Annotated in this window: 28 protein-coding genes and 1 other annotated feature; of the genes, 2 read left to right on the forward strand and 26 right to left on the reverse strand. The window is 37.0% G+C overall.

The window, feature by feature from the left end; genetic code table 11:
• Nucleotides 1–14: 14 nt before the first annotated feature.
• Nucleotides 15–326 (reverse strand): post-transcriptional regulator, encoded by a 312-nt coding sequence (locus tag HWQ49_RS04000; protein WP_188206262.1) that lies wholly within the window; start codon nt 324–326, stop codon nt 15–17.
• 214 nt (nt 327–540) lie between these two features.
• On the opposite strand from HWQ49_RS04000, the gene spoVB reads away from it, so the two are divergent.
• Complete coding sequence (gene spoVB, locus HWQ49_RS04005) at nt 541–2,085, forward strand: stage V sporulation protein B (RefSeq protein ID WP_317450902.1); 1,545 nt, start codon at nt 541–543, stop codon at nt 2,083–2,085.
• Here the strand turns inward: spoVB and HWQ49_RS04010 are convergent.
• Both HWQ49_RS04010 and HWQ49_RS04015 read right to left on the reverse strand, forming a co-directional pair.
• Complete coding sequence (locus tag HWQ49_RS04010) at nt 2,082–2,729, reverse strand: DUF421 domain-containing protein (RefSeq protein ID WP_188206263.1); 648 nt, start codon at nt 2,727–2,729, stop codon at nt 2,082–2,084. The genes spoVB and HWQ49_RS04010 overlap by 4 nt on opposite strands.
• Nucleotides 2,730–2,793: 64 nt before the next feature.
• Entirely contained in the window at nt 2,794–4,074 is a 1,281-nt protein-coding gene (locus tag HWQ49_RS04015) for an ArsB/NhaD family transporter (protein WP_188206264.1), read from the reverse strand.
• 163 nt (nt 4,075–4,237) lie between these two features.
• Between HWQ49_RS04015 and HWQ49_RS04020 the strand changes: the two genes are divergently transcribed.
• On the forward strand, nt 4,238–4,615 hold the full coding sequence (locus HWQ49_RS04020; protein ID WP_188206265.1) for a TIGR04086 family membrane protein: 378 nt from the start codon (nt 4,238–4,240) through the stop codon (nt 4,613–4,615).
• Between the two features lie 61 nt (nt 4,616–4,676).
• Here the strand turns inward: HWQ49_RS04020 and yajC are convergent, their stop codons facing one another.
• The 23 genes from yajC to mreC form a co-directional block, all read right to left on the reverse strand.
• Complete coding sequence (gene yajC / locus HWQ49_RS04025) at nt 4,677–4,934, reverse strand: preprotein translocase subunit YajC (RefSeq protein WP_188206266.1); 258 nt, start codon at nt 4,932–4,934, stop codon at nt 4,677–4,679.
• A gap of 18 nt (nt 4,935–4,952) precedes the next feature.
• Complete coding sequence (gene tgt / locus HWQ49_RS04030; protein WP_188206267.1) at nt 4,953–6,089, reverse strand: tRNA guanosine(34) transglycosylase Tgt; 1,137 nt, start codon at nt 6,087–6,089, stop codon at nt 4,953–4,955.
• 15 nt (nt 6,090–6,104) lie between these two features.
• Nucleotides 6,105–7,130, reverse strand: coding sequence for a tRNA preQ1(34) S-adenosylmethionine ribosyltransferase-isomerase QueA (gene queA, locus HWQ49_RS04035; RefSeq protein ID WP_188206268.1), 1,026 nt, complete (start codon nt 7,128–7,130; stop codon nt 6,105–6,107).
• 18 nt (nt 7,131–7,148) lie between these two features.
• Nucleotides 7,149–7,346, reverse strand: a complete 198-nt coding sequence (locus HWQ49_RS04040; protein ID WP_188206269.1) for a DUF2905 domain-containing protein — start codon at nt 7,344–7,346, stop codon at nt 7,149–7,151.
• Nucleotides 7,343–8,344, reverse strand: coding sequence for a Holliday junction branch migration DNA helicase RuvB (gene ruvB, locus HWQ49_RS04045; RefSeq protein WP_188206270.1), 1,002 nt, complete (start codon nt 8,342–8,344; stop codon nt 7,343–7,345). Before ruvB ends, HWQ49_RS04040 begins: the two co-directional genes overlap by 4 nt.
• An 18-nt stretch (nt 8,345–8,362) precedes the next feature.
• Complete coding sequence (gene ruvA / locus HWQ49_RS04050; protein ID WP_188206271.1) at nt 8,363–8,968, reverse strand: Holliday junction branch migration protein RuvA; 606 nt, start codon at nt 8,966–8,968, stop codon at nt 8,363–8,365.
• Nucleotides 8,969–9,082: 114 nt separating this feature from the next.
• Complete coding sequence (locus HWQ49_RS04055; protein WP_188206272.1) at nt 9,083–9,805, reverse strand: YebC/PmpR family DNA-binding transcriptional regulator; 723 nt, start codon at nt 9,803–9,805, stop codon at nt 9,083–9,085.
• A gap of 24 nt (nt 9,806–9,829) precedes the next feature.
• Nucleotides 9,830–10,585, reverse strand: coding sequence for a (S)-benzoin forming benzil reductase (locus tag HWQ49_RS04060; RefSeq protein WP_188206273.1), 756 nt, complete (start codon nt 10,583–10,585; stop codon nt 9,830–9,832).
• 65 nt (nt 10,586–10,650) lie between these two features.
• Nucleotides 10,651–11,154 carry a YhcN/YlaJ family sporulation lipoprotein gene (locus HWQ49_RS04065; RefSeq protein ID WP_188206274.1) on the reverse strand — a complete coding sequence of 168 codons (504 nt, stop codon included), beginning with the start codon at nt 11,152–11,154 and terminating at the stop codon, nt 10,651–10,653.
• A gap of 51 nt (nt 11,155–11,205) precedes the next feature.
• On the reverse strand, nt 11,206–11,964 hold the full coding sequence (nadE, locus tag HWQ49_RS04070) for an NAD(+) synthase (protein WP_188206275.1): 759 nt from the start codon (nt 11,962–11,964) through the stop codon (nt 11,206–11,208).
• 101 nt (nt 11,965–12,065) lie between these two features.
• Complete coding sequence (locus tag HWQ49_RS04075; RefSeq protein WP_188206276.1) at nt 12,066–12,773, reverse strand: LysM peptidoglycan-binding domain-containing protein; 708 nt, start codon at nt 12,771–12,773, stop codon at nt 12,066–12,068.
• 245 nt (nt 12,774–13,018) lie between these two features.
• Complete coding sequence (obgE, locus tag HWQ49_RS04080; RefSeq protein ID WP_188206277.1) at nt 13,019–14,308, reverse strand: GTPase ObgE; 1,290 nt, start codon at nt 14,306–14,308, stop codon at nt 13,019–13,021.
• Between the two features lie 77 nt (nt 14,309–14,385).
• Nucleotides 14,386–14,904 carry a Spo0B domain-containing protein gene (locus tag HWQ49_RS04085; RefSeq protein ID WP_188206278.1) on the reverse strand — a complete coding sequence of 173 codons (519 nt, stop codon included), beginning with the start codon at nt 14,902–14,904 and terminating at the stop codon, nt 14,386–14,388.
• 118 nt (nt 14,905–15,022) lie between these two features.
• Nucleotides 15,023–15,313 (reverse strand): 50S ribosomal protein L27, encoded by a 291-nt coding sequence (gene rpmA / locus HWQ49_RS04090; protein WP_188206279.1) that lies wholly within the window; start codon nt 15,311–15,313, stop codon nt 15,023–15,025.
• A gap of 14 nt (nt 15,314–15,327) precedes the next feature.
• Nucleotides 15,328–15,660, reverse strand: coding sequence for a ribosomal-processing cysteine protease Prp (locus HWQ49_RS04095; RefSeq protein ID WP_188206280.1), 333 nt, complete (start codon nt 15,658–15,660; stop codon nt 15,328–15,330).
• A 12-nt stretch (nt 15,661–15,672) separates the two neighbouring features.
• The gene (rplU, locus tag HWQ49_RS04100) at nt 15,673–15,981 is read right to left on the reverse strand and encodes a 50S ribosomal protein L21 (RefSeq protein WP_188206281.1); all 309 of its coding nucleotides are present in this window, start codon (nt 15,979–15,981) and stop codon (nt 15,673–15,675) included.
• A 14-nt stretch (nt 15,982–15,995) separates the two neighbouring features.
• Nucleotides 15,996–16,073 (reverse strand) — a sequence feature (ribosomal protein L21 leader region).
• Nucleotides 16,074–16,112: 39 nt separating this feature from the next.
• Complete coding sequence (locus HWQ49_RS04105; protein ID WP_188206282.1) at nt 16,113–17,537, reverse strand: ribonuclease E/G; 1,425 nt, start codon at nt 17,535–17,537, stop codon at nt 16,113–16,115.
• Nucleotides 17,538–18,377: a M50 family metallopeptidase gene (locus HWQ49_RS04110; protein ID WP_188206283.1), complete on the reverse strand. Its 840-nt coding sequence runs from the start codon at nt 18,375–18,377 to the stop codon at nt 17,538–17,540.
• A 2-nt stretch (nt 18,378–18,379) separates the two neighbouring features.
• On the reverse strand, nt 18,380–19,123 hold the full coding sequence (locus HWQ49_RS04115; RefSeq protein WP_188206284.1) for a M23 family metallopeptidase: 744 nt from the start codon (nt 19,121–19,123) through the stop codon (nt 18,380–18,382).
• Between the two features lie 126 nt (nt 19,124–19,249).
• Nucleotides 19,250–20,044, reverse strand: a complete 795-nt coding sequence (gene minD, locus HWQ49_RS04120; protein WP_188206285.1) for a septum site-determining protein MinD — start codon at nt 20,042–20,044, stop codon at nt 19,250–19,252.
• Between the two features lies 1 nt (nt 20,045).
• A complete protein-coding gene (gene minC, locus HWQ49_RS04125; RefSeq protein ID WP_188206286.1) occupies nt 20,046–20,717 on the reverse strand; it encodes a septum site-determining protein MinC in 672 nt (223 codons plus the stop codon).
• 29 nt (nt 20,718–20,746) lie between these two features.
• A complete protein-coding gene (gene mreD / locus HWQ49_RS04130; protein WP_188206287.1) occupies nt 20,747–21,277 on the reverse strand; it encodes a rod shape-determining protein MreD in 531 nt (176 codons plus the stop codon).
• Complete coding sequence (gene mreC / locus HWQ49_RS04135; protein ID WP_188206288.1) at nt 21,274–22,143, reverse strand: rod shape-determining protein MreC; 870 nt, start codon at nt 22,141–22,143, stop codon at nt 21,274–21,276. Before mreC ends, mreD begins: the two co-directional genes overlap by 4 nt.
• Between the last annotated feature and the right edge of the window lie 5 nt (nt 22,144–22,148).

Consider the following 22,148-nt stretch of genomic DNA (forward strand, 5'->3'; position numbering starts at 1 on the left):
ACCGGTTGAACAAGTTATGATTCCACTTGTCCAGCTTCCCACTGGGTTAACGCTTCAATTTGTTCTAGTAATTGATCATCCTGTTGCTGCGCTTGAACCGTTAAAAAGCTCATATACACACTTCCGCTCATATGTAATATATCCTGAACGACTTCATGTAACTGTTTGTCTTTATTTTTACGCCATACTTTTTGATTAAGACACTCCCATACTTCAGCTTGACTAGCTCCATCATATCCGAGCATAACCAATTCTTCTACTTTACTCTGGATCACTTCATTAATATACGGCTTCCATTCATTTACATGCTTTTTAACCGGCTCCACAAAAACTCCTCCTTTATCCAACTAGGCTAGTCTCCAAGTGGTAGCCCCGTTTCTTCTTAAAGTCAAATGGTATCGAATCAAGCACTTCATGATCAATTGTATTTACATTCCATCAAAAACTCTTTTGTATTTTCACAAAGATTTATCATGACATGTACAAATACAAGCATATAAATTATTGTACCTAAATTTCACTCTTTTGAGAAGGTAGGTATTGAAATTGTCCAAGCAGACTTTTATTAAAGGAGCCATCATTTTAATTATTGCAGGTATGATTAGTCGACTATTCGGTTCGATTAATCGGATTGTACTTGCTCGGCTATTAGGTGAAGAAGGAATCGGTATTTACATGTTAACATTACCTGCCTTATTCCTAATGATTACACTATCCCAAATTGGTATTCCTGTTGCTGTTTCCAAATTAGTGGCAGAAGCTAACACAGAAAATAATCGGCAAAAGATCAACCAGATACTGACACTATCATTTATCATTACCATTTCCCTTAGTCTCATTTTAACTACTCTATTTATTCTTTTAGCACCATTTGTATCTAGTTATTTAATTCTTGATGAGAGAACGTATTTACCTATGCTAATGATAAGTCCGATTATCATTATTATTGCGATCTCATCGGTGTTAAGAGGGTATTTTCAAGGTTTACAAAATATGAAACCACAAGCTACTGCTCAAGTTATTGAACAAGTAGTCCGAATTGTTTTTGTGGTCATAATGGTAAAAGCATTCTTGCCTTACGGTATTACCTACGCAGCAGCAGGAGCAATGGTTTCGATCGTTATTGGTGAGTTAATATCACTCATTTATATGTACTATTGCTTCCGAAAAACGAAAGCATCGATCATTCAATTAGGTGTTAACGTTGCTAAAAGGAAAATGAGATCGACATTATCCAGTATTCTACACATTGCATTACCAACAGCAGGTACAAGACTTATAGGTTCAACCACCTATTTCTTAGAACCGATTCTCGTATCACAAAGTTTAGTACTTGCCGGTTATACCATTTCGGAAAGCACTAAATTATATGGGCAGCTTAGTGGTTATGTTTTACCATTACTTTTACTACCAACATTTATTACTCACTCATTATCAGTGGCACTAATTCCATCCATCAGTGAATCGAATGCATTGAACCATCAACAAACGGTGCATTATCGAATTAGACAAGCCTTGAGGTTATCATTTGCCTCGGGAGGAATTGCAACGATCGTCTTTATGCTTTTGGCTCCTGTTATTTTACAAATCATGTATAGTAATGATAACGGAGCTAACTTTTTAATGTTTATGGCCCCATTTTTCTTAATGCTCTATTTTCAAGCGCCTCTTCAAGCCGCATTACAGGCATTAGATTATGCTAAACACGCAATGATTAATAGTCTAATAGGTGCTGTTGTTAAATTAGGAACACTGTGGTTTTTAGCTACTAAACCTTCATTTGGTATAGATGGGGTAGTTATTGCAATCGTTGTCGGTGTATTAGTTGTAACATTTCTTCATTTTATCACCTTATATAAGCTTATTAGGTTTACCATGCCTATATGGTTAACCTTTAGAATGGGATTACTCGTCGTAATCATTTATCTAATAGGTCGTAAAATTGAACAAAACATTCTAATCGAAACCATTCTTGCAACGACATTAATGATCGTAATACTTATTATTTTGTATCTAATTGGTTTATTCGCTTTCAAAATTGTTTCTAAAGATGAGTGGAAACAGTTAAAACAGGGCCGTTTTTAGTTATTTTTGAAATCAACAAAAAACGACCCATCTTCAAAACGTTGAGCTATAGATATTTTGGTTAGATCTTGTATACCATAGTTCTTCAACTCAATTTTTAACGTTTCCTCAGTTAAGCCTTGCTGTTGCAAGGCTTTTTCTTGTGGCTCACCATCCAAAATAACAGGGTCAAAATAAGTGGGTGGTTGATCATCTTTCTTAAATACAGAAAGCTTGCCAGTCGTTTCTAAGATGGCAAGCTCTACATCTCTTAAATCAACAACCCCTTGTTCTCTTAACTGAACTAATAAATCATCCATGTTATACCTTTGTTTCTTCATTACCTTCTCATCTATTTTTCCATCGCGAATAATAATTGACGGTGTCCCATCCAATAAGGTCCTTAATTTCGTACTTTTTAACGATATAACTGCTGTAAGGCGCTGAATCAGTAATAAGATAAACATAGGAAGAATCATTAACCAAAAAGGCTCTTCTGTTTGCTCAATCGACAAAACAGCCATTTCAGCTAACATAATAAAGATGACTAAATCAAGTATACTTAATTCACCGATCTCTCTTTTACCCATTAATCTAAATACGGTATAAATAGCTAAGTATATGCCAAAAGTGCGAACGATGATCGTTAAAACTTCTTGTAACATCTTGTTCATCCCCATTAATATCATTCGCCATTATGATTTACGAACCAGACATTTTTATACTTAGTTAAAAATACCTGAAATATAAATAAACGCTAGATATAATTAATGAAACTAAAACAACAAATAAACCGTATACCATAAACTTAATAAAACGGATACGAACGCCATGTGTACTAGCTATACCAGCAACAACAACATTAGCAGAAGCACCTAATAAGGAGCCATTTCCTCCTAAACAAGCTCCTAATGCTAATGCCCACCACATCGGATCGATTGCGCTCATTCCAAATTCTTCTAACTCAAATAGAATTGGAATCATCGATGCGACATAAGGAATGTTATCTAAAAATCCTGATAGCAGACCTGCTGACCACAAAATCACAAAAGAAGAGGTCATCTGATTCCCTTCTGTTAAATTAATAAAGGCTATCGCCATTTCGTCAATAATACCTGTTTGTTCAAGTCCTCCGACCAATACAAATAATCCAATAAAAAAGAAAAGCGTTGTCCATTCTATCTTGGCAAATATCGTCTCACAATAGGCATCTTTCTCAGACAACAATAGCAAAAGTAATGCGCCCATAAGAGCTATTGTATTCAACTCAACATGAATAAAACCATGAAACATAAAACCTAATATGGTTAACGCTAGAACAGTTAGCGACTGATAGAGTAACGGTGTTTTTTTCAATGAGTCTTTTGGATCTAGTTCTGCAAGTTGATCTGAACGCATCCGTCCCGCTTTCTGTAGGGTTTTACTAAATAACACCAGTAAAATCAACATGGTTATCGCAAAAATAAAAATAACCACTGGTGCTAAATGGACTAAAAATGACATAAAGGTAAAATGTTCAACTGCTTGTCCAATCATAATATTAGGAGGATCCCCAATCATGGTAGCAGTTCCTCCAATGTTTGAAGATATAATAACCATGACTAGGTAAGGAAAAGCAGGCAAATCCAACTTTCGAATCATGTGCAGTAATACTGGCACAAATAGTAGCACTGTTGTGACATTATCTAATAATGCCGAGCCAAATGCAGTAAACACACCTACCCAAATAAATAATGGGATAGGGCGACCTTCTACTCGTTGAATCATCCATAACGCAATAAATTCAAATATACCTGTTCTTTGTGTAATCGTGATCAGTACCATCATTGAGAATAGTAAGACGATTGTGCTCCAATCGACATAGGTACTCAAAGCACTATCTATCGTAAAAATGCCCAACACAATTAAGATGGCCGCACCACATAGGGCAACAAGTGCACGATTAATTTTCTCCAAAAGTAAAAAAATGTAACTGATAACAAAAACCGTTACAGCAATGATCGCTTCCATGTTCATTCCCCTTTATCTTTATATGTCCTTATGAAATAAGTACGTCTTTTTCTGGTAAAACATGCATAGTTTTATACCAATAGGACAACAATGGACAGCTTTATAACTTAATACTTTTAACCATTGATTTTACATTTAAGTACCTTAAAGGGGAGGAATGATGATGAATGAACGTCTGAAAGCAATCTTTTATGGGCTGACAGCTATCTTGGTGCTAATGATTGTTGTAAGTCTAGTTTTTGCCTTATTTATTCACTTTGATTTTCTGGCTAGTCAGACCCTACAATGGATTACCTTTATCTCGAGTCTATTAATTATGATGGTCGGAGGATTAATTGGAGGTAAGATGACCTTGTATAAAGGATGGGTCACCGGGTTATCGATCGGTTTTGTTTATATCATAGGGGTGATGTTATACCAATTTTTAGCTCATAACGAGTGGATTTATAGTCACCAATTTCTTTATTTCACGATCTTTATCATTGCTACGACTACAGGAAGCATGCTAGGAGTTAACTTAGGGGAACAAGCTGAAAGTTAGTGTAAAACTAGATAAGAATAAAGCAGGAAGGCGCTATGCACTTCCTGCTTTAATTAAGTGATTATGCTTTTTTCTCACGAATAGATGAACGATCGTATGTAAGCTTTTGACCATCATTGACTTCGAGAACAATCGTCCCTTCATCTAATGCATGAACTTTACCGTGAAGACCACCAATTGTAATGATCTCATCACCTTTTTCCAAGTTATTCTGCATTTCTGAAATTTGTTTTTGACGCTTCTGCTGTGGTCGAATTAAAATAACCCAAAACAACAGCACAAATAACAAGATTGGCATTAATGTCATAATTAAATCCATATATTTATAGCCCCCTTTCTAAAAATTCTTAGCATCTGGTTTATTAAAACCATACTGCTCAAAAAATTCATCACGGAAGTCACCGAGGCGATCCTCCATAATGGCATTTCGTACTTGTCCCATTAATTTTACCAAAAAGTATAGGTTATGATAAGTAGTTAATCTTATTCCTAGAGTTTCATTGGTTTTGATTAAATGACGAATGTACGCCTTGGTATAATTTCGACATGTGTAACAGTCACAATTTTCATCTAATGGTGTGAAATCACGCGCAAATTTCGCATTACGAACGACCAATCGCCCAGTTGAAGTCATACAAGTACCATTTCTAGCAATTCGGGTAGGTAACACACAGTCAAACATATCTACCCCACGTACTGCACCGTCAACTAATGAGTCTGGCGAGCCCACGCCCATTAGATATCTTGGTTTATCGTCTGGTAATAGTGGCGTTGTAAAGTCTAATACACGGTTCATCACATCTTTTGGTTCCCCTACTGAAAGCCCACCAATCGCATAACCAGGGAAATTCAAACTAACTAAGTCTCTCGCACTCTGTTTGCGTAATTCCTCATATTCTCCACCTTGAACGATGCCGAATAGACCTTGGCTCTCTGGTCTTTGGTGAGCAGCTAAACAGCGCTCAGCCCACCTGCTAGTTCTTTCTACAGATGATTTCATATAATCGTATGTTGCCGGATAAGGTGGACATTCATCAAAAGCCATCATGATATCAGAGCCTAGTGAATTTTGTATATGCATCGCCTTTTCAGGAGATAAGAATAGTTTAGCACCACTAATATGATTGCGAAAGTGGACACCTTCCTCTTCAATTTGGCGCATGTCACTCAAGCTGAACACTTGAAATCCACCTGAGTCTGTTAAAATCGACCCATCCCAATTCATGAATTTATGCAGTCCACCTGCCTCTTCAACAATATCCTCTCCAGGTCGTAACCAGAGATGATAAGTGTTTGATAAGATGATATTTGCACCTATTTCCTTTAACTCCTCAGGTGCCATCGTCTTAACCGTCGCAAGTGTACCAACAGGCATAAAGACTGGTGTATCAAAAGAGCCATGTGGAGTGTGGACGCGCCCTAACCGAGCCCCTGTTTGTTTACATGTTTTAATTAATTCATAAGTAATTGCCATATCGATTCTCCTATTTTATATAATCAACATCGCATCGCCAAAGCTAAAAAAGCGATAACGTTCATGGACTGCTTCTTTATATGCCTTCATCATTAATTCTTTAGAAGAAAAGGCACTTACTAGCATAATTAACGTGGACTTAGGTAAGTGAAAGTTTGTAATTAATCCATCAACAGCTCTAAATTGATAAGGAGGATAGATAAAAATATCTGTCCATCCTGAGGCTGCACAAAACTGTCCGTGGTCCCTTTGAATTGTCTCTAAAGTTCGAATAGATGTCGTACCAACTGCAATGACACGTCCTCCAGATTGTTTCGTTTCAGTCAGTAAATCAGCTGTATCTTGATCTAATTGATAATACTCCGCATGCATATCATGTTCTTCAAGGTTGTCGACCTGTACAGGACGAAAGGTTCCTAAACCGACATGTAAAGTTAAATAAGCAATATGAACACCTTTAGCTCGTATTTGCTCTAGTAATTCATGAGTAAAATGTAAACCAGCAGTAGGTGCTGCAGCAGAGCCCACTTGTTCAGCATAAACTGTTTGGTAACGATCACGATCGTCTAGTTTTTCTTTAATATACGGTGGAAGTGGCATTTCGCCTAATTGATCCAAAACTTCTAAAAATATCCCCTCATATGAGAACTCAACAATCCGACCACCCTGCTCTAATTCTTCGATACAAGTGGCTTTTAATAGTCCATCACCGAAAGAAACCGTTGTTCCAGCTTTAAACTTTTTAGCGGGCTTAGCAAGAACTTCCCACTGATCTCCTTCTTTTTGGTGAAGCAAGAGAAGCTCCACATTAGCGCCTGTTTCCTCCTTCACACCGATTAACCGTGCAGGTAGTACTTTAGTGTTATTTAATACTAAACAGTCGCCAGGATTTAAATAATCTATAACCGACTGAAAACGATCGTGACGAACTTCATCTGTCTCACGATTAACCACCATCATTCTTGATGCTGCCCGATCTTTTAATGGGGATTGAGCAATTAATTCTTCTGGTAATTCAAAATCAAAATCTTCTACTCTCATAGCTGTTACCTTACCTCTCTATCTTAACCTACCGATAATCATAAAAATGACACTTAAAATAATGCTGACGACAATGGATGTCACAATAGGAAAGTATATAGTGGTATTTCCCTTTTTAAACGTTATATCTCCCGGAAGCTTACCAATCACAGTCCAAATTAATCCAATGATAATGAAAAGTAAACCGATAAAGATAAATAATTTTCCAAAACTCAAGTTTCATGAACCTCCCGATTAAAGTGTTCATATGCTTGATGTGTCGCCAAACGACCTCGTGGAGTCCTTTGGATATAACCTTGTTGCAGTAAATAAGGCTCATAAACATCCTCAATGGTCTGAGACTCTTCTCCTATCGTCGCTGATAATGTATCCAACCCAACTGGTCCACCTTTAAATTGATCGATGATTGCCAGTAAGTATTTATGATCGATATGATCTAACCCAGATGCATCGACTTGTAACATCGATAAAGCTTTATTGGCCGTCTTTAAAGAAATCGTTGTCTCATGGTTCACTTGAGCAATATCCCTGACACGCTTTAGTAATCGGTTAGCAATTCTCGGGGTTCCTCGTGACCTAGAGGCGATTTCTGATGCTGCTTCATCATCGATTGTAAAATCAAAGATCGTGGCAGTTCTTTCGATGATAAAACGCAAATCCTTCTCATCATAAAACTCTAAACGACTTAATACACCGAAACGATCTCTTAAAGGTGCTGATAATAAACCGGCACGTGTTGTAGCTCCTACCAATGTAAATGGGGGTAAATCCAACCTGACCGACCTAGCACTATCACCTTGTCCAATTACGATATCTAAAACATAGTCTTCCATTGCTGGATATAAAATTTCTTCAACGGATCTTGGTAGGCGATGAATTTCATCTATAAATAAGACATCCCCAGCTTCTAATGAAGATAAGATTGCTGCTAGGTCACCTGCTCGTTCAATCGCTGGTCCTGATGTTGTTCTAAATTGCACGCCCATCTCATGAGCTATAATCGATGCCAAAGTCGTTTTACCTAATCCTGGTGGACCATATAATAACACATGGTCAAGTGGTTCTTCACGCATTTTAGCTGCTTCGATAAAAATACTTAAGTTCTCTTTGGTTTTATCCTGTCCAATATATTGCTTTAAAGTTGATGGTCTTAAACTCTGTTCTACTTCTAAGTCTTCCCATTGTTCTTCACTTGAAACCATCCGATCATCCATATTATCACCTACTAACCATCACATTAATAATTTTAACCCATGTTTAACTAAATCATCAGTTGAACTTAACGTTTCTGCTTTTAATTTAGGACTAATTTGATCAATTTCTTTTTTCGTATAGCCTAAAGTTTGTAATGCTTGAATTGCCTCTTCAAAAGCTTTTTGATCGGTTGTCGACACTTCGCTTTCTATAGTTAAAATGTCATCTGTCTGGACCTGCATCCACTCATCTACTTTACCTTTTAAATCTAGAATCATTTGTCTTGCTGTTTTCTTCCCTACACCAGGAAACTTTGTTAAATAGGCATCATTTTCCTGTTCGACAGCAACAGCAAAGTCATGTGCAGACGTTTGACTAACAATACTTAAAGCATTCTTAGGTCCAATACCAGATACATTCAATAATTTTTTAAAGAGGTCCTTTTCCTCGGCCTGTTTAAAACCGTATAACATTTGTGAATCTTCACGTACATATAAGTATGTATAAACTTTTGTCTTCTGGTTTAGCTGACTTTGAAAGCGATAAGGGTTGGGACACCAAACTTCATAACCAATCCCAAATACATCAATGATAATATAATCCTCGTTCAAATCTTTTAATTCACCTTCTATATATGCGTACATATGGCTCCTCCTAAATACAAATGAACAAACGTTCTATCATATAGTTTAACATGTCTTCCCTAAGGAGTCCTAGCTAAAATAGAAAAACCTCCCCGTAAAGGAGAGGCTGGTATACTACTGTTGCATATTATGATGGATTTCTTGAACATCATCTAAATCTTCTAACATATCAATTAACTTTTCCATCTCTTCTGAATGGTCCTCTGGAACCTCTGTATAAGTATCTGGAACCATTGTCATCTCTGCTGCTTCAAGTTTAAACTTTTCTTTTAGAGTATCTCTTACCGATTCGAAATCAGCTGGTTCTGTAAAAACCTCAAAAACCTCTTCATTCGTCTCGATTTCCTCACAACCTGCTTCAATCGCCTCGAGCATAAATTCATCTTCATCTAAGTCAAGTTCTGTCCGATCAACAACTATATACCCTTTTCGATGAAACATAAAAGATACACAGCCATTTTCCCCTAAATTACCGTTATTCTTACTAAAAGCATGCCTAACTTCTGATGCCGTTCGATTTTTGTTATCAGTCAGGACATCAACCATGACGGCCACTCCACCTGGACCATAACCTTCATAAGTAAACTCTTCATAATTCTCACCGTCGACATTTCCAGTTGCTTTATTAATTGCACGTTCAATATTGTCATTCGGCATGTTATTACCTTTAGCTTTATCCACGGCTAGGCGAAGCGCTGCATTGGTTTCTAGGTCTGCTCCCCCTTGTTTTGCAGCCATGTAAATTTCCTTGGCTAATTTCATGAAAATTTTACCACGCTTAGCGTCCTTGGCATTTTTCTTATGTCTAATATTATGCCATTTTGAATGTCCAGCCATATATAATCCCCTCCCTAGGATTGTTTAAATCAATTCATTGACACGATATATTTTACCATTTTCTATCTGGTCTCTATTGTTAATAACCTTTTGTAAAGCATCTGCTACTTCTTTAGCACTTCTTAATTTTCCTTCTTTCTTTAAAGCTCTAAACGATTCAACATCTTTAAATGAATCTTGATCACTTTCTCTAATTTCCCCTTGCATATCCGTATCCATGACGCCAGGGCTAAAAGCAATATGTAAATCATTTGTACCCCGTTCATCCGACTCTAAAGCGGCAGTTTGCGTATACATGTTAATAGCTGACTTTGTAGAACTGTAGACATTCCATCCATAAATTGTCTTCTCAGCCGCACCAGAGGTAACATTAACAACTGTGAAACGATCTGCTTCTACATGGGCCTTTAATGTGTTCACTAATAGCATGGGAGCAGTTAGATTCAATGAAACATGTTTAGCAATTTCATGATTCTCCAATGTTCCTACAGGTCCCATGGGTGTCACCATACCTGCATTATTAACGATTAATAATTCCTCTACTGTATTCTTATTAAGCGTTTTGACCACTTCATGAGCAGTGTCATTTAAGGATTCTAAATCACTTAGATCACAAGAAAAATGAAAATAAGATTGACGATTTTCATTTGCAAAGTTCTTAAAGTCATTCGTCTTACGCTTACGGGAAATAGTGATTACATGGTAATCATTTGTTAATAAGTTTTTCGCGACCTCTTCACCTAAACCTCTACTTGCACCAGTTACAATAGCAAACTTCATCATAATTCCCCCAATAACTATGTATATTCGAACAGGAGTCATTATCTCCTGCTCGATTCAACTTATTAGTCTTTACGGTCTTCGATGCGATTATGGAATTCGCGATCTACATAGACCGTAATATCAGATCTGTCTGTTATATTTTCCACTACTTCCTTAACTTTTGCAATAGCTTCATCTTCATCTGTTCTTGTTGCAACATTAATCGCTACATAAATTTGGTCGTCTTGTATGGAGATCCCTGCTTGTCGAACCTCATCTAAGTGCATGACCTGATAATAAACTTGACGCATTTGTTCATTGTTCTCAGACGTTTCTTCAGAGATATGAGGTTGTCCATCTGAGTTTTCTAATGAATCATCAATCTCTTCGTGTTTGAAATATTCATGCGGGTTTTCATACATATTAATGCGGATTAATTCCTCATCTGTCACCTCATCGTCTAGTTGCATCTCAGTACTTTGTTCACTATTCGTTAAAGATGAATCATCTGGGTCATCTGGATTCACGTAAGTACAAGCAGTTAACAGGAAAGTAAACGTTAACAACAGACCTAGCTTCTTGAACATGAAAACACCTCCGTTTCATTAGTTTGAAATGAGAGGTGTTTCATCATACATTTATTCCTGTGTGAAATGATGGAAATTAGGTGGTGCTACTGGTAAAGCACGTTTATGAGCAGTACGTTGATGCATTTTCTCAATGATATCTGCATCTTGTTCATCTATCTTATCACCTTTTAGATAAGCATCTATAGAATCGTAAGAGACCCCCATCTCTTGTTCATCTGTTTGACCATGCCATAACCCTGCGCTCGGTGCTTTATTGATAATTTTCTCAGGTACACCTAAAGCCTTTCCAAGCTCGCGTACCTCAGACTTGGTATAATGCAATAATGGAACTAAGTCAACACCACCATCACCAAATTTTGTGAAATAACCGGTATACCACTCTGCTGCATTATCTGTACCGACTACTAAATAATTATAATTCGTTGCGATTGTATATAGTGTACTCATTCTCAGACGTGCTCGTAAATTTGCATCTGCTAGCCGTTCTTTCTCTTCGTTCCATTCATTTTTATTTTGAACTTGTTGTTTGATATTATCGAATAATAATTGATGTTGTTCGGTTAAATTAACAGTAACTTGATTAATTCCCGAACCATTAACAACTAACTGAGCGTCTTCTGCATCTTCTGAGGAGCTACTACACGGCATAATCACACCTAAAGAATGATTAGGTAGTGCTTGTTTGATTAAATATGCCACGACCGAAGAATCAATACCCCCACTTAATCCTACAACTAATCCATTTGTGTTGGTTTCTTCAACGGTTTGCTTCAGCCAATTGACTAATTGATCGACATGTTTATCCATAAATAATCTCCCCTTTATTAATAGAAATAATTTTATCATAAAATATGGCAAAATAAAAACAGACTGTCCCCAAATGGGAGCAGTCTGTTAACACATATTGTTTAATAATAATTTCTCATATAACCGTAATGATAATAATTCATTGGTGCAGCTGTACACCCACAATGACGCTGGTAATAAGGATAATACATATAGGAACGATTAGGATAATAGTTGGTGTAATGATTCGGGTTATAATAGGCATTAACAGGTTCTTGAACAGGATTATACCAATAAGTTACAGGCTGCTGGTGGTTATAAAATGTCGATGGATCTAAAAGTTCCTCTTGTTCTTTCTCTTGCTGATCTTCGTTATATGGTTTAATCTCCTTATCAAAAACAAATTGTTCATCTTCGCGAATAAATGGAATAGGTTTTGGCTTTGTTTCTTTAGAAGGGGGCGGGCTTAGTCGATAATATGAAGGTAGGTCTTCTTTCGTCTTAACTCTTTGTTGTTGTGTTGGTTCGTTCGATTTAGCTTGTGTCATAGCTTCTTCTTTCTTGGCTACTTCTTCAGTATTTTCTGAAGATACTTCCTCTACGACTTGTTCACTATTTTCTTCAGTTAATGTGGTCTCCACTTTTGAATCTGTCGTTTGATCATCTTGTTTTGGCGACTGATCTTTAGGAACTTTAAGTTTCATCCCCGATAACAGGTCTTTAGGGTCACGAAGTTGTTTATTCATTTGATGTAGTTCACTTTCAGTAATCCCATAACTGTTTGCAATGGAGGCCATCGTTTCCCCTTTTTTGACAATATGAATTTTCACTTTTGCATACTCCTTTCTGAAGTCGTACCTAGGCGCTAGTATCAACTTATGCAAAAAAAGTAAAAATGTTGACCATTCATATTAGAAAGGCATGATTAATCAATGAAAATTCATATTATTTTATCCAAATCTCTAATAAAGCTCATGTTATTAGTATGTATGTTTTTCCAGCGAACCCATTAATTCAGGGTCCACTGGAAAAATAAAGACTTACCCAGATGATCTATATTCTTGGATAGGAACCGTTATTCGATGAATTCAAATTCAAAATCTAATAAGCGAACTGTATCACCCGCTTCAGCACCTCGTTCACGAAGAGCATCATCAATTCCCATATGGCGCATTTGTCTAGCAAATCGACGAACAGATTCATCTCGATTAAAATCTGTCATCTTAAATAAGCGTTCAATCTTTGGCCCCGACAGAACATAAGCCCCATCTGGATCTCTTGTAATATTAAAGCTATCGTCATCACCTTCAAATTTATAAACGACTCGCTCTTCACTTTCTTCTTGATCACGTGTTTCGAAAGTATCTTTCGGGATCTCTTCTAACGTATTCACGATTTCAAATAATAAATCTCTAAGGCCTGACTTTGTGTATGCAGAGATTGGAAAGATAGGTAAATCATCCTCAAGTTGTTCTTTGAACATTTCTAGATGATCTTCTGCATCAGGCATGTCCATTTTATTAGCAACAACAATCTGTGGACGTTCTAGCAGTTTTTTATCATATTGTTCCAATTCGTGGTTGATTGCTAAATAATCCTCATAAGGATCTCTGCCTTCAACTCCAGACATATCAATGACATGTACAATCACCCTGGTTCGTTCGATATGACGCAAAAATTGATAGCCTAAGCCGACACCTTCATGTGCACCTTGTATTAACCCAGGCAAGTCTGCCATTACAAAACTACGTTCATCATCTGTTCTCACCATTCCTAAATTAGGGGCCAACGTGGTAAAGTGATAGTCAGCAATTTTCGGTTTAGCTGCACTCACTACAGATAGTAATGTGGATTTCCCAACGCTTGGGAATCCTACCAACCCGACATCTGCAAGAACTTTTAACTCTAGTTCGACATAAAGTTCTTCCCCAGGCGCTCCTTTTTCAGCCAATTCTGGCGCACGATTTCTGGCATTTGCAAAACGAATGTTACCTCTACCACCTCGTCCACCTTGAGCGATCACTGCCTGTTGTCGATGGTCAACTAAATCAGCAATCACTTCACCTGTATCAGCATTTCTTACCGTTGTTCCCGGTGGTACTGGAATAACATAAGGCTCTGAGTTTTTACCATGTTTCCCTTTACTCATGCCATTTTCACCCCGTGAGGCTTTAAAATGCTTTTGGTAACGAAAATCCATTAGGGTATTTAGACCTTCATCAACTTCAAAGACAACGTCGCCTCCATTTCCACCGTCACCACCAGCAGGGCCACCCATCGGTTCATATTTTTCACGACGGAAGGCGACTAAACCATCTCCCCCGTCTCCAGCTTTAACATATACTTGTACACGATCTATAAACATCATACTCACCTACTTAGTAAAGGAATTTAGTTCGTTTACTATGATTTCAAACCAATTCCTTTATTCTCTTATTAAATTTAACGATAATGGAATACAAATTGTATCATCTCTTCTGTTTGGTTAATCTCTTGACAGTTGGTCATATGATGAATAGCTTCCATTAAAGAGTCATGCTGTTCTAATTGTTTAGGCCACTCATATATAACCTGCCAATTTTCTTGATGTTTAATAATCACATGAACTATGTACTGATCAAATTCAGAGAGATAACTATTAATTTTACGGACTAATTGTTCCCCATCGTTTTTCATCTCAATGTCATTAAATATGACGGATTCATTTGAATCACCTTCTACTGTAAAAGAGAGAGCCAAATGATTTTCTTCTAAATTAATGGTAAGTAACCATCTTACAAATTCTGGAGCATTAAGAGTTTGTAACTTTCGTTCACGATTAAGTCGTTCAATTAGGTTATTTAATTTCTCTTTTGATTTGTCGTGCTTCCCCATAGAAGCATAGCCTTGAACAAGTTGTAAATCATTCATTAAATCATGGCGATATAATCGTAACCAATCTAAAAATTCCTTAGAATGCAAGAAAATCACCTACACTTATTGTTTTACATTTATCTTATCACAATTCATCAACATGCCATATACGACATTGATGAATTTAAAAAACCGGCTCTAATTGATTAGAGCCGGTTTTAAACGTTTATGCTTCTTGTGCTTCAGGATAAACACTTACTTTTTTGCGGTCACGTCCGTAACGTTCGAACTTAACAACACCGTCAATTTTTGAGTAAAGTGTGTCATCTCCACCACGGCCAACATTGTGACCCGGGTAAATTTTCGTACCACGTTGACGGTAAAGAATTGATCCACCAGAAACGAACTGACCATCTGCACGTTTAGCTCCTAAACGTTTAGATTCAGAATCACGACCGTTTTTCGTACTACCTACACCTTTTTTCTGTGCGAAGAACTGTAAGTCTAAGCGTAGCATTTGCATGCACCTCCTTAAGTTTTCGAAATGTGTATATATTGACCATAGTCTCTTTCAATTGTTTCAAGTGAAATGATCATGCTCTCCAAAAGTGTTTGAGCTTTATCAAGCTGACCTTCTGTTAAATCAGATGGAAGTAACACTTTTAAATAGCCACCATCATCACCTTGTTCAATATGAGGATCGCATTCACATATTGAAATAATCGAATTGACAGCACCAAAGGATACTGCAGATGCAGCAGCGCATACTAAATCATGACCATAAGGACCACTATTAGCATGACCCGACATTTGAAAACCTTCAATTATTCCATTTGGTTGACGTTCAATGATTACTTCAATCATGAATTAAAATCCTTACGCGTTAATTTTATCAATAGTTACTTTTGTGTACGGCTGACGATGACCTTGTTTACGCTTGTAATTTTTCTTTGGCTTATATTTGAAAACAGTAATCTTACGACCTTTACCCTGCTTTTCAACTTTACCAGTTACAGATGCACCGTCTACGTATGGTGAGCCAACTTTTACGTCATCTCCACCAACGAAAAGTACTTTGTCAAACGTTACTTCTTCACCAGCTTCATCATTTAGCTTTTCGATGAAGATTGATTGACCTTCTTCTACTTTAATTTGCTTACCACCTGTTTCGATAATTGCGTACATTCTCTGCACCTCCTCTAATAACTCAGACTCGCCATCCAAGGTACTTATAAGACTATAAGTTTAAAACCTTTTCTGAGCGGTTGTAGCACGGGTGCTACATTAAAACATAACATACTAGATAATACCACGAACTAAAAAAGTTTGTCAACATGATTACCCTCTTCTTTCATTCGGTTGAGTAACCAAGCGACCTCTCCTATTTTAAACAATTGGTAAGGGGCTTGTAAAGAGGAATCCTGTGTTAAATAACAGTCAAAGTGAAACTGATGTTGCTCATTTAACTCCTTAATATACTTTTTATAAGAATGGTAATCATCAGACCGAACTTTAACTTGTAAATATTCTACTATTGATGCTTCATAAGTCAATAAATCCTCCTCTAACTTCGCCTGATAATGGTTATTTGCCCACTGCATGCAGCGATCTTGCATGCCAAAAAATTGATAGGCGTCCTGATACATTCTTTTGCGAGTAACTTCAAGCATACCTAAGTTGGTGAAGCCAGCAATATGAACAGGTACATCATCTACAGTAGCTTCTTGTTTAAAGACTTTGATTATATCGTGCTGATGATGTTTTGACTTCACATTGAGAAAGTCTATAATGATCGCTCCTGACAACTCTCTTATCCTAAGCTGTCTAGCACATTCCTTAGCCGCTTCAAGATTAATTTCTTTAACTGCTTCTTCCTTTGATTTATTTCCCCGGTACGATCCCGTATCAATATCTATAGCCGTCAAGGCTTCGGCACGGTCAATCGTTATAGAAGCTCCAGATGCTAGCTTCACTTTCCGACTTGTTAACATTTCACCTGTTCGTTCAAAAGAAAAAGGTTTATGAATGGCAAAACGTCGATCATAATGAATCACTTCATTCAATTGAGGATTAGATTCTTTTAGATGCTGGGTGGTCGTTAAATCATCACACACTACTTCATCCACTTCTTCAGGTTTTAATCTAGATAAGTATTGATACATTCGATCCTGTGTCCGATCAACGAATCCCTTATAACCCTTAGCTCGAAATCTTTCAATTCTTTCCCAAGTGGTTTTTAAATTAAAAAAGGCCTGATGCAACTGCTCTTTAGTTGCATTTTTAGCCCTTGTTCTGACAATAACTCCTTCATCGGGTGCAACCACCTCTTCTAGATGGTGTTTCACCCTCAAATAGTCATCTTCGTTCAATTTATTAGAATACTTAATAACTGACTCCCCAGGCAAATAGATCATATATGGATTTTTCAATTCAACCTGGGGTGAAAGTGTCATACTTTTGCCTTTACCTGAAAGCCGTTTAACTTGTAGTAACAATGCTTGTCCTCTGAAAATACGGCTCTCTCGATCAATAGATGATAATGGTAAATAAGCCAAATCACTCAAACCGATATCAACAAAACAAGCTTGAATACGCTCGTCAATCTGTTGAACTACACCCATAACCATATCACCTATTTGGTAAGCAGACTTCTGCTGATACTGTACATGAGTTATTTGGCCATCAAGAAGGTCCCATAAAAGTTGGTGGTTGGTTTTAGTTTGCAAATAAATTTTTCTCATTTAACTAACCTCTGATTGTAAATTTAGTGATAGATCCCACTGGTGCTGAGTGAACAGAATCTTTAAACACTCATCTTCTGTCAGAACCCCTTCATTCTCAATATGTACAAAATGATAACAGCCTTTCTTAAACTGTTTAACTAACTCACTTACAGGAGTTCCACTAGGTATTTGTAATATATGGACGTCTGATCGATCCACATTACTGACAAAATACCGCGAGAGTAAGTGTTTTAACAAAAAGATATGCTTACTTTGCCAGGTGAACCAATTATCTAATAGTAAAAACACGGATAACCAAGTCAGTTGGATATTATACCAGCCGATAATTAAAAGTATACCATTCATTAAAACAATCATCAGCATCGAAATAATCGTCATCGTTGCGATCGCGCGATGAAATGCAATCACTTTATTTAGGGCAATAAAAAGAAACCTTCCGCCATCTAACGGAAGAATAGGTAATAGATTAAATATCAAGATCACGGTATTCATAATTAATAACAACGAAGTTAGCGAGGTACTGATTCCCCAGTATGATAATAAATAAATGAATCCATAAATCCATATATGCTGTAAGGGGCCGGCTACCGTCACAATCAACTCTTCTTTACTTGGTCTATTATAATAATCTTCCGTTTCCATCACTCCACCAAATGGCCATAGGACAATCTTAGAAACATTCCACCTGAAGTACTTTGCTGCTAAATAATGGCCCATCTCATGGGTTAAAACAATAGCACTCAAACAAATCAATTCTACAAACATACCTAAGAAATAGGCAATAATCGATACGAGTAGAAAAAGTGGGTGTATTTGGAATTTTTGTTGGGCGAACATAATTAATCACCTAATATGACTTGCATCGGATCGACATATTGATGACCTTCTTGGATTGCAAAGAATAACTCAGAGCGCCCTAATAGCTCGTCTGGCTTAACGGTGGCAATCTGCTTATTCGGGTCAACAAACTGATAATGGAATACATCAATTTCACTGAGATTACCGTAGACTGTTTTCTGTCCATCTTCATGTTGAATAATCACTGTTCGTCCTGTTTCAGGTTTCGTACCAGCAAATAAGACAGTACCTCTTTCAACTGGATATACCCCTTGTTCTTCAGCTACTTCGATATGAACTCCTCCATTTGATTCTGTCACACCGTCCACCTGTAATCCACTCACTGGTACTGTCTCGGAGGAATCATGTTGATGGCTCGCAGGCCGATCTAATGCTGAAGACACAAATACCGATTTAAAACGTGAGTCATACCAAGCTTGTACAGTAGCAAATGGCAAATCCTCAGTCATCCAGTCATGAACCTGAGTTTGAGCTTGCTTCATCCAAGGAGCTGGAGAATGATAGATAAAGAACGAGACAAAAAATAAACAGATTGATAAAAATAATTTAGTTAATAACGTTGGTTTCAACTTGGGAAGACCAAGCTTTTCATCACCTGAAACAGGTATATAACCGTGACTTTCTTCTTTTGATGGCAAAATAGAACTGTTTTGTTCTAACTTTGAACGGCTTGTCTGTTTTCTCTTTGCAATATTATGACGGATTTCATTTAATTTTCGACTCATAACTCACCATTCCTTTTCGGCATTTGTACTAGCTTATTCAGGCACGAGAGAATTATGATAAATAAAGCTGAGCAAAAAAAAGAGCTTAAACGACCGAACGCTTAAACTCTTAGATATTAATAGAGATTATTTCATTCCTAATATCTTTTTAAATTTAGTCATAAACCCTTTTTCTTCTGCAAACGACATTAGTGGTACCGATTCACCTAGAATTCTCCTCGAGATATTGCGATAGCAAATAGAGGCTTTAGTATCCGGCTGAAACGCTACGGGGTTACCGTGATGAGAAGCCTTAATCACTTCTTCATCATCCATAATAACGCCTAAAAGCTCAACCGATAAAGTTGAAACAATATCATCAACATCAAGCATATCTCCACTATCCATCATGTGTTTACGAATTCTATTGATGATTAAATGTGGGGCTTCTAACTCCTCTTGTTCAAGTAAGCCAATAATCCGATCAGCGTCTCTAACGCTAGATTTTTCTGGAGTAGTCACAACAATAGCTTTATCGGCACCTGCTACAGCATTTTTATACCCCTGCTCAATACCTGCAGGGCAATCGATTAATATGTAATCATAATCAGGTTTCAACTCGTTAACAATTTGTTTAATACCCTCAGGAGTCACTTGATTTTTATCACTAGATTGTGCTGCAGGTAACAGATGTAAACACTCAAATCGCTTATCTTTAACTAATGCGGCTTGAATCTTACAACGTTCCTCTAAAACATCAACAATATCAAATATAATTCTATTTTCTAAACCTAAGATCACATCTAAATTACGCAAACCAATATCAGTATCAATTAGACACACCTTTTGGTCTTGCAATGCTAAAGCAGTCCCCACATTTGCTGTAGTCGTCGTTTTACCGACGCCACCCTTACCAGATGTTATAACGATTGCTTCCCCCATCTTAAAATCCCCTTTCTGCTAGATCCGCTATTTCAGGACGGACTTTTTGAAGGTTATGTATCTCATCAAGTTCTATTTGCTCTGATGCTTGATTAATAAATGCAAATTCACGCTCAGAACCTTCAACTTCATAATCTGGTGCTCTACTAATCTTATTAGCAATTCTAATTTGATTTGGGTTCATATGAGACGCTACGACGACACATTGCTCATTACTAGTATAACCTGCATGGGCAATTCCCTTCAACTTCCCAAGCACAAATATATTCCCAGTAGCAATAACTGTAGCACCCGGATTGACATCACCTAGTATTAAAGCATCCCCATTTACTTCTAGAACTTGGCCTGATCTAATCGTTTTAACAAAGGTTTTAACCGTCGCATGCTCAAACCAAGTCAGAGCTTCATCATGTGTTAATACATTGGATTTAATCGATTTGACGATTAATGAGCTGTCCCTTTCAACCATTTGCTTAATCTCTTCAATTTGCCATGGGTGCAAGTAACGATTTTGACAATGGATGGTGATATAAGTCTTATTATGAGTCATATTTGATTGAATTTGATTTTCAAGTTCTTTTAATAACTTGGAAAAAGTACATTGATCATCTAAGTATACGATGATCCCTTGATTTGTACCTTTCATTGTAAGATATTCTTTAGATTCTGTCATTGAGGCACACCCCATCACTACTATAAGTATTACTTCATATTTTCAATCTCTTGCTTCCATTTGGAAAATCTTTTCGCAAAAATAGGATAAATAAGTAATAAAAATAATATATTAATCATAACTGTTGGTATTAACCGACTTAATAGATAATCATTAAGATCTAGTGAAATTTGACCAATCACTAAATACAAACCGTATATAATAAAATCAGCACTCACTAAGGCAATCACAATAAATAACAGCATGACAAGCATATTACGGTGAAAAAACCGCTTTAATACATGGATTAAATACAACGCAATTCCATAGCCCAACAAATAAACACCTAATACATTTGTATAAGCTAAGTCAATTATAAACGCAAATACAATCCCATTTAGTAATCCTACATATGAGTGCTCTTGATCATAAAACACAACCATAAGTGCTGCCAAAATTAATGTCCAATGTGGTATATAATAAAGATTACTTAACCACCAAGTTTGTGGGATTAACTCCACAGCAACACTTTCTAGAACTAAAAATAAAAACATAAATAACGGTAAGAGGAAGACCTTCATGAACCTTCCTCCTCACCATCAATTTCTGTTGAGTGAATATCTCGGTCAACGACAATTACATGGTTGACATCATGTAAATCTGCAGCAGGCTCAACATAAGCAATAGTTGTTAAGCCGTAAGAATCTACTTCTACTGAAGTTATTTCACCAATCATTAACCCTCTTGGAAACACTCCTCCCAGTCCTGATGTAACCACGGCTTGTCCTTCCTCTATTTCCTCTTCATTGGTTAATTCACGAAAAATCAATTGTTGTTCTTGCTCGTCATAATCCTCTACAAGGCCAAATATAGAATCATCGTCATCAACGATTGCCGATACCTGGTTCTCAACTCCAAAGCCACTTAACAGCTGAACTGTTGAGGTAAGCTGTGATGAGCTAGTCACCTTACCTACCATTCCTTCTGGTGTTATAACTGCCATGTTAGGCTCAACCCCATGACGTTTACCACGATTAATCGTCACTTGTTCAAACCATCTTTCTGGACTTCTGGCAATGACCGTCGCATTGATCGACTGATAATCGCTAATGGATGATTCTACTTGGCTTATTTCACGTAACTCTTCATTCTCTCGTTGTAGTTCATTGACCTCATATGCCAACGTCTTATAATCTTGTAATTCTTCTTTTAAAATTTGATTCTGTTGATAAACATCTCTCATTTCTCCCACATTATCAAACACCTCAATAAATCCATTAACAGGAGTATGGATAATGTTTTGGAAGAAACCGATCGTATCCAAAGCGAACTGTGAAGGAAGACTTGTCGATACATCAGATCTTAGAGAGTAACCAATTAAAGTTACGATTAATATAATACATGTTAAAAAGACAATTAACTTTCTCTTTCTTAAAAACGATGGCATAATTC

It is taken from the genome of Alkalibacillus aidingensis, from assembly GCF_014595945.1.
GTDB lineage: Bacteria > Bacillota > Bacilli > Bacillales > Alkalibacillaceae > Alkalibacillus > Alkalibacillus aidingensis.

What these genes read in the sequence shown, in the direction of transcription:
- HWQ49_RS04105 (WP_188206282.1), bottom strand. Translation starts at nt 17,537, where the DNA reads ATGAGAAAAATTTATTTGCAAACTAAAACCAACCACCAACTTTTATGG.
- HWQ49_RS04065 (WP_188206274.1), bottom strand. Translation starts at nt 11,154, where the DNA reads ATGTTCAAGAAGCTAGGTCTGTTGTTAACGTTTACTTTCCTGTTAACT.
- HWQ49_RS04110 (WP_188206283.1), bottom strand. Translation starts at nt 18,377, where the DNA reads ATGTTCGCCCAACAAAAATTCCAAATACACCCACTTTTTCTACTCGTA.
- mreD (WP_188206287.1), bottom strand. Translation starts at nt 21,277, where the DNA reads ATGAAGGTCTTCCTCTTACCGTTATTTATGTTTTTATTTTTAGTTCTA.
- rpmA (WP_188206279.1), bottom strand. Translation starts at nt 15,313, where the DNA reads ATGCTACGCTTAGACTTACAGTTCTTCGCACAGAAAAAAGGTGTAGGT.
- obgE (WP_188206277.1), bottom strand. Translation starts at nt 14,308, where the DNA reads ATGTTTATAGATCGTGTACAAGTATATGTTAAAGCTGGAGACGGGGGA.
- ruvA (WP_188206271.1), bottom strand. Translation starts at nt 8,968, where the DNA reads ATGTACGCATATATAGAAGGTGAATTAAAAGATTTGAACGAGGATTAT.
- rplU (WP_188206281.1), bottom strand. Translation starts at nt 15,981, where the DNA reads ATGTACGCAATTATCGAAACAGGTGGTAAGCAAATTAAAGTAGAAGAA.
- HWQ49_RS04060 (WP_188206273.1), bottom strand. Translation starts at nt 10,585, where the DNA reads ATGAAGTTTGCTATTGTAACTGGTGCAAGTAGAGGTTTAGGTGAAGAG.
- HWQ49_RS04095 (WP_188206280.1), bottom strand. Translation starts at nt 15,660, where the DNA reads ATGATTGAAGTAATCATTGAACGTCAACCAAATGGAATAATTGAAGGT.
- ruvB (WP_188206270.1), bottom strand. Translation starts at nt 8,344, where the DNA reads ATGGATGATCGGATGGTTTCAAGTGAAGAACAATGGGAAGACTTAGAA.
- minD (WP_188206285.1), bottom strand. Translation starts at nt 20,044, where the DNA reads ATGGGGGAAGCAATCGTTATAACATCTGGTAAGGGTGGCGTCGGTAAA.
- mreC (WP_188206288.1), bottom strand. Translation starts at nt 22,143, where the DNA reads ATGCCATCGTTTTTAAGAAAGAGAAAGTTAATTGTCTTTTTAACATGT.
- minC (WP_188206286.1), bottom strand. Translation starts at nt 20,717, where the DNA reads ATGACAGAATCTAAAGAATATCTTACAATGAAAGGTACAAATCAAGGG.
- HWQ49_RS04115 (WP_188206284.1), bottom strand. Translation starts at nt 19,123, where the DNA reads ATGAGTCGAAAATTAAATGAAATCCGTCATAATATTGCAAAGAGAAAA.
- HWQ49_RS04055 (WP_188206272.1), bottom strand. Translation starts at nt 9,805, where the DNA reads ATGGCTGGACATTCAAAATGGCATAATATTAGACATAAGAAAAATGCC.
- HWQ49_RS04015 (WP_188206264.1), bottom strand. Translation starts at nt 4,074, where the DNA reads ATGGAAGCGATCATTGCTGTAACGGTTTTTGTTATCAGTTACATTTTT.
- queA (WP_188206268.1), bottom strand. Translation starts at nt 7,130, where the DNA reads ATGAGAGTAGAAGATTTTGATTTTGAATTACCAGAAGAATTAATTGCT.
- yajC (WP_188206266.1), bottom strand. Translation starts at nt 4,934, where the DNA reads ATGGATTTAATTATGACATTAATGCCAATCTTGTTATTTGTGCTGTTG.
- HWQ49_RS04020 (WP_188206265.1), top strand. Translation starts at nt 4,238, where the DNA reads ATGAATGAACGTCTGAAAGCAATCTTTTATGGGCTGACAGCTATCTTG.
- nadE (WP_188206275.1), bottom strand. Translation starts at nt 11,964, where the DNA reads ATGGATAAACATGTCGATCAATTAGTCAATTGGCTGAAGCAAACCGTT.
- tgt (WP_188206267.1), bottom strand. Translation starts at nt 6,089, where the DNA reads ATGGCAATTACTTATGAATTAATTAAAACATGTAAACAAACAGGGGCT.
- HWQ49_RS04010 (WP_188206263.1), bottom strand. Translation starts at nt 2,729, where the DNA reads ATGTTACAAGAAGTTTTAACGATCATCGTTCGCACTTTTGGCATATAC.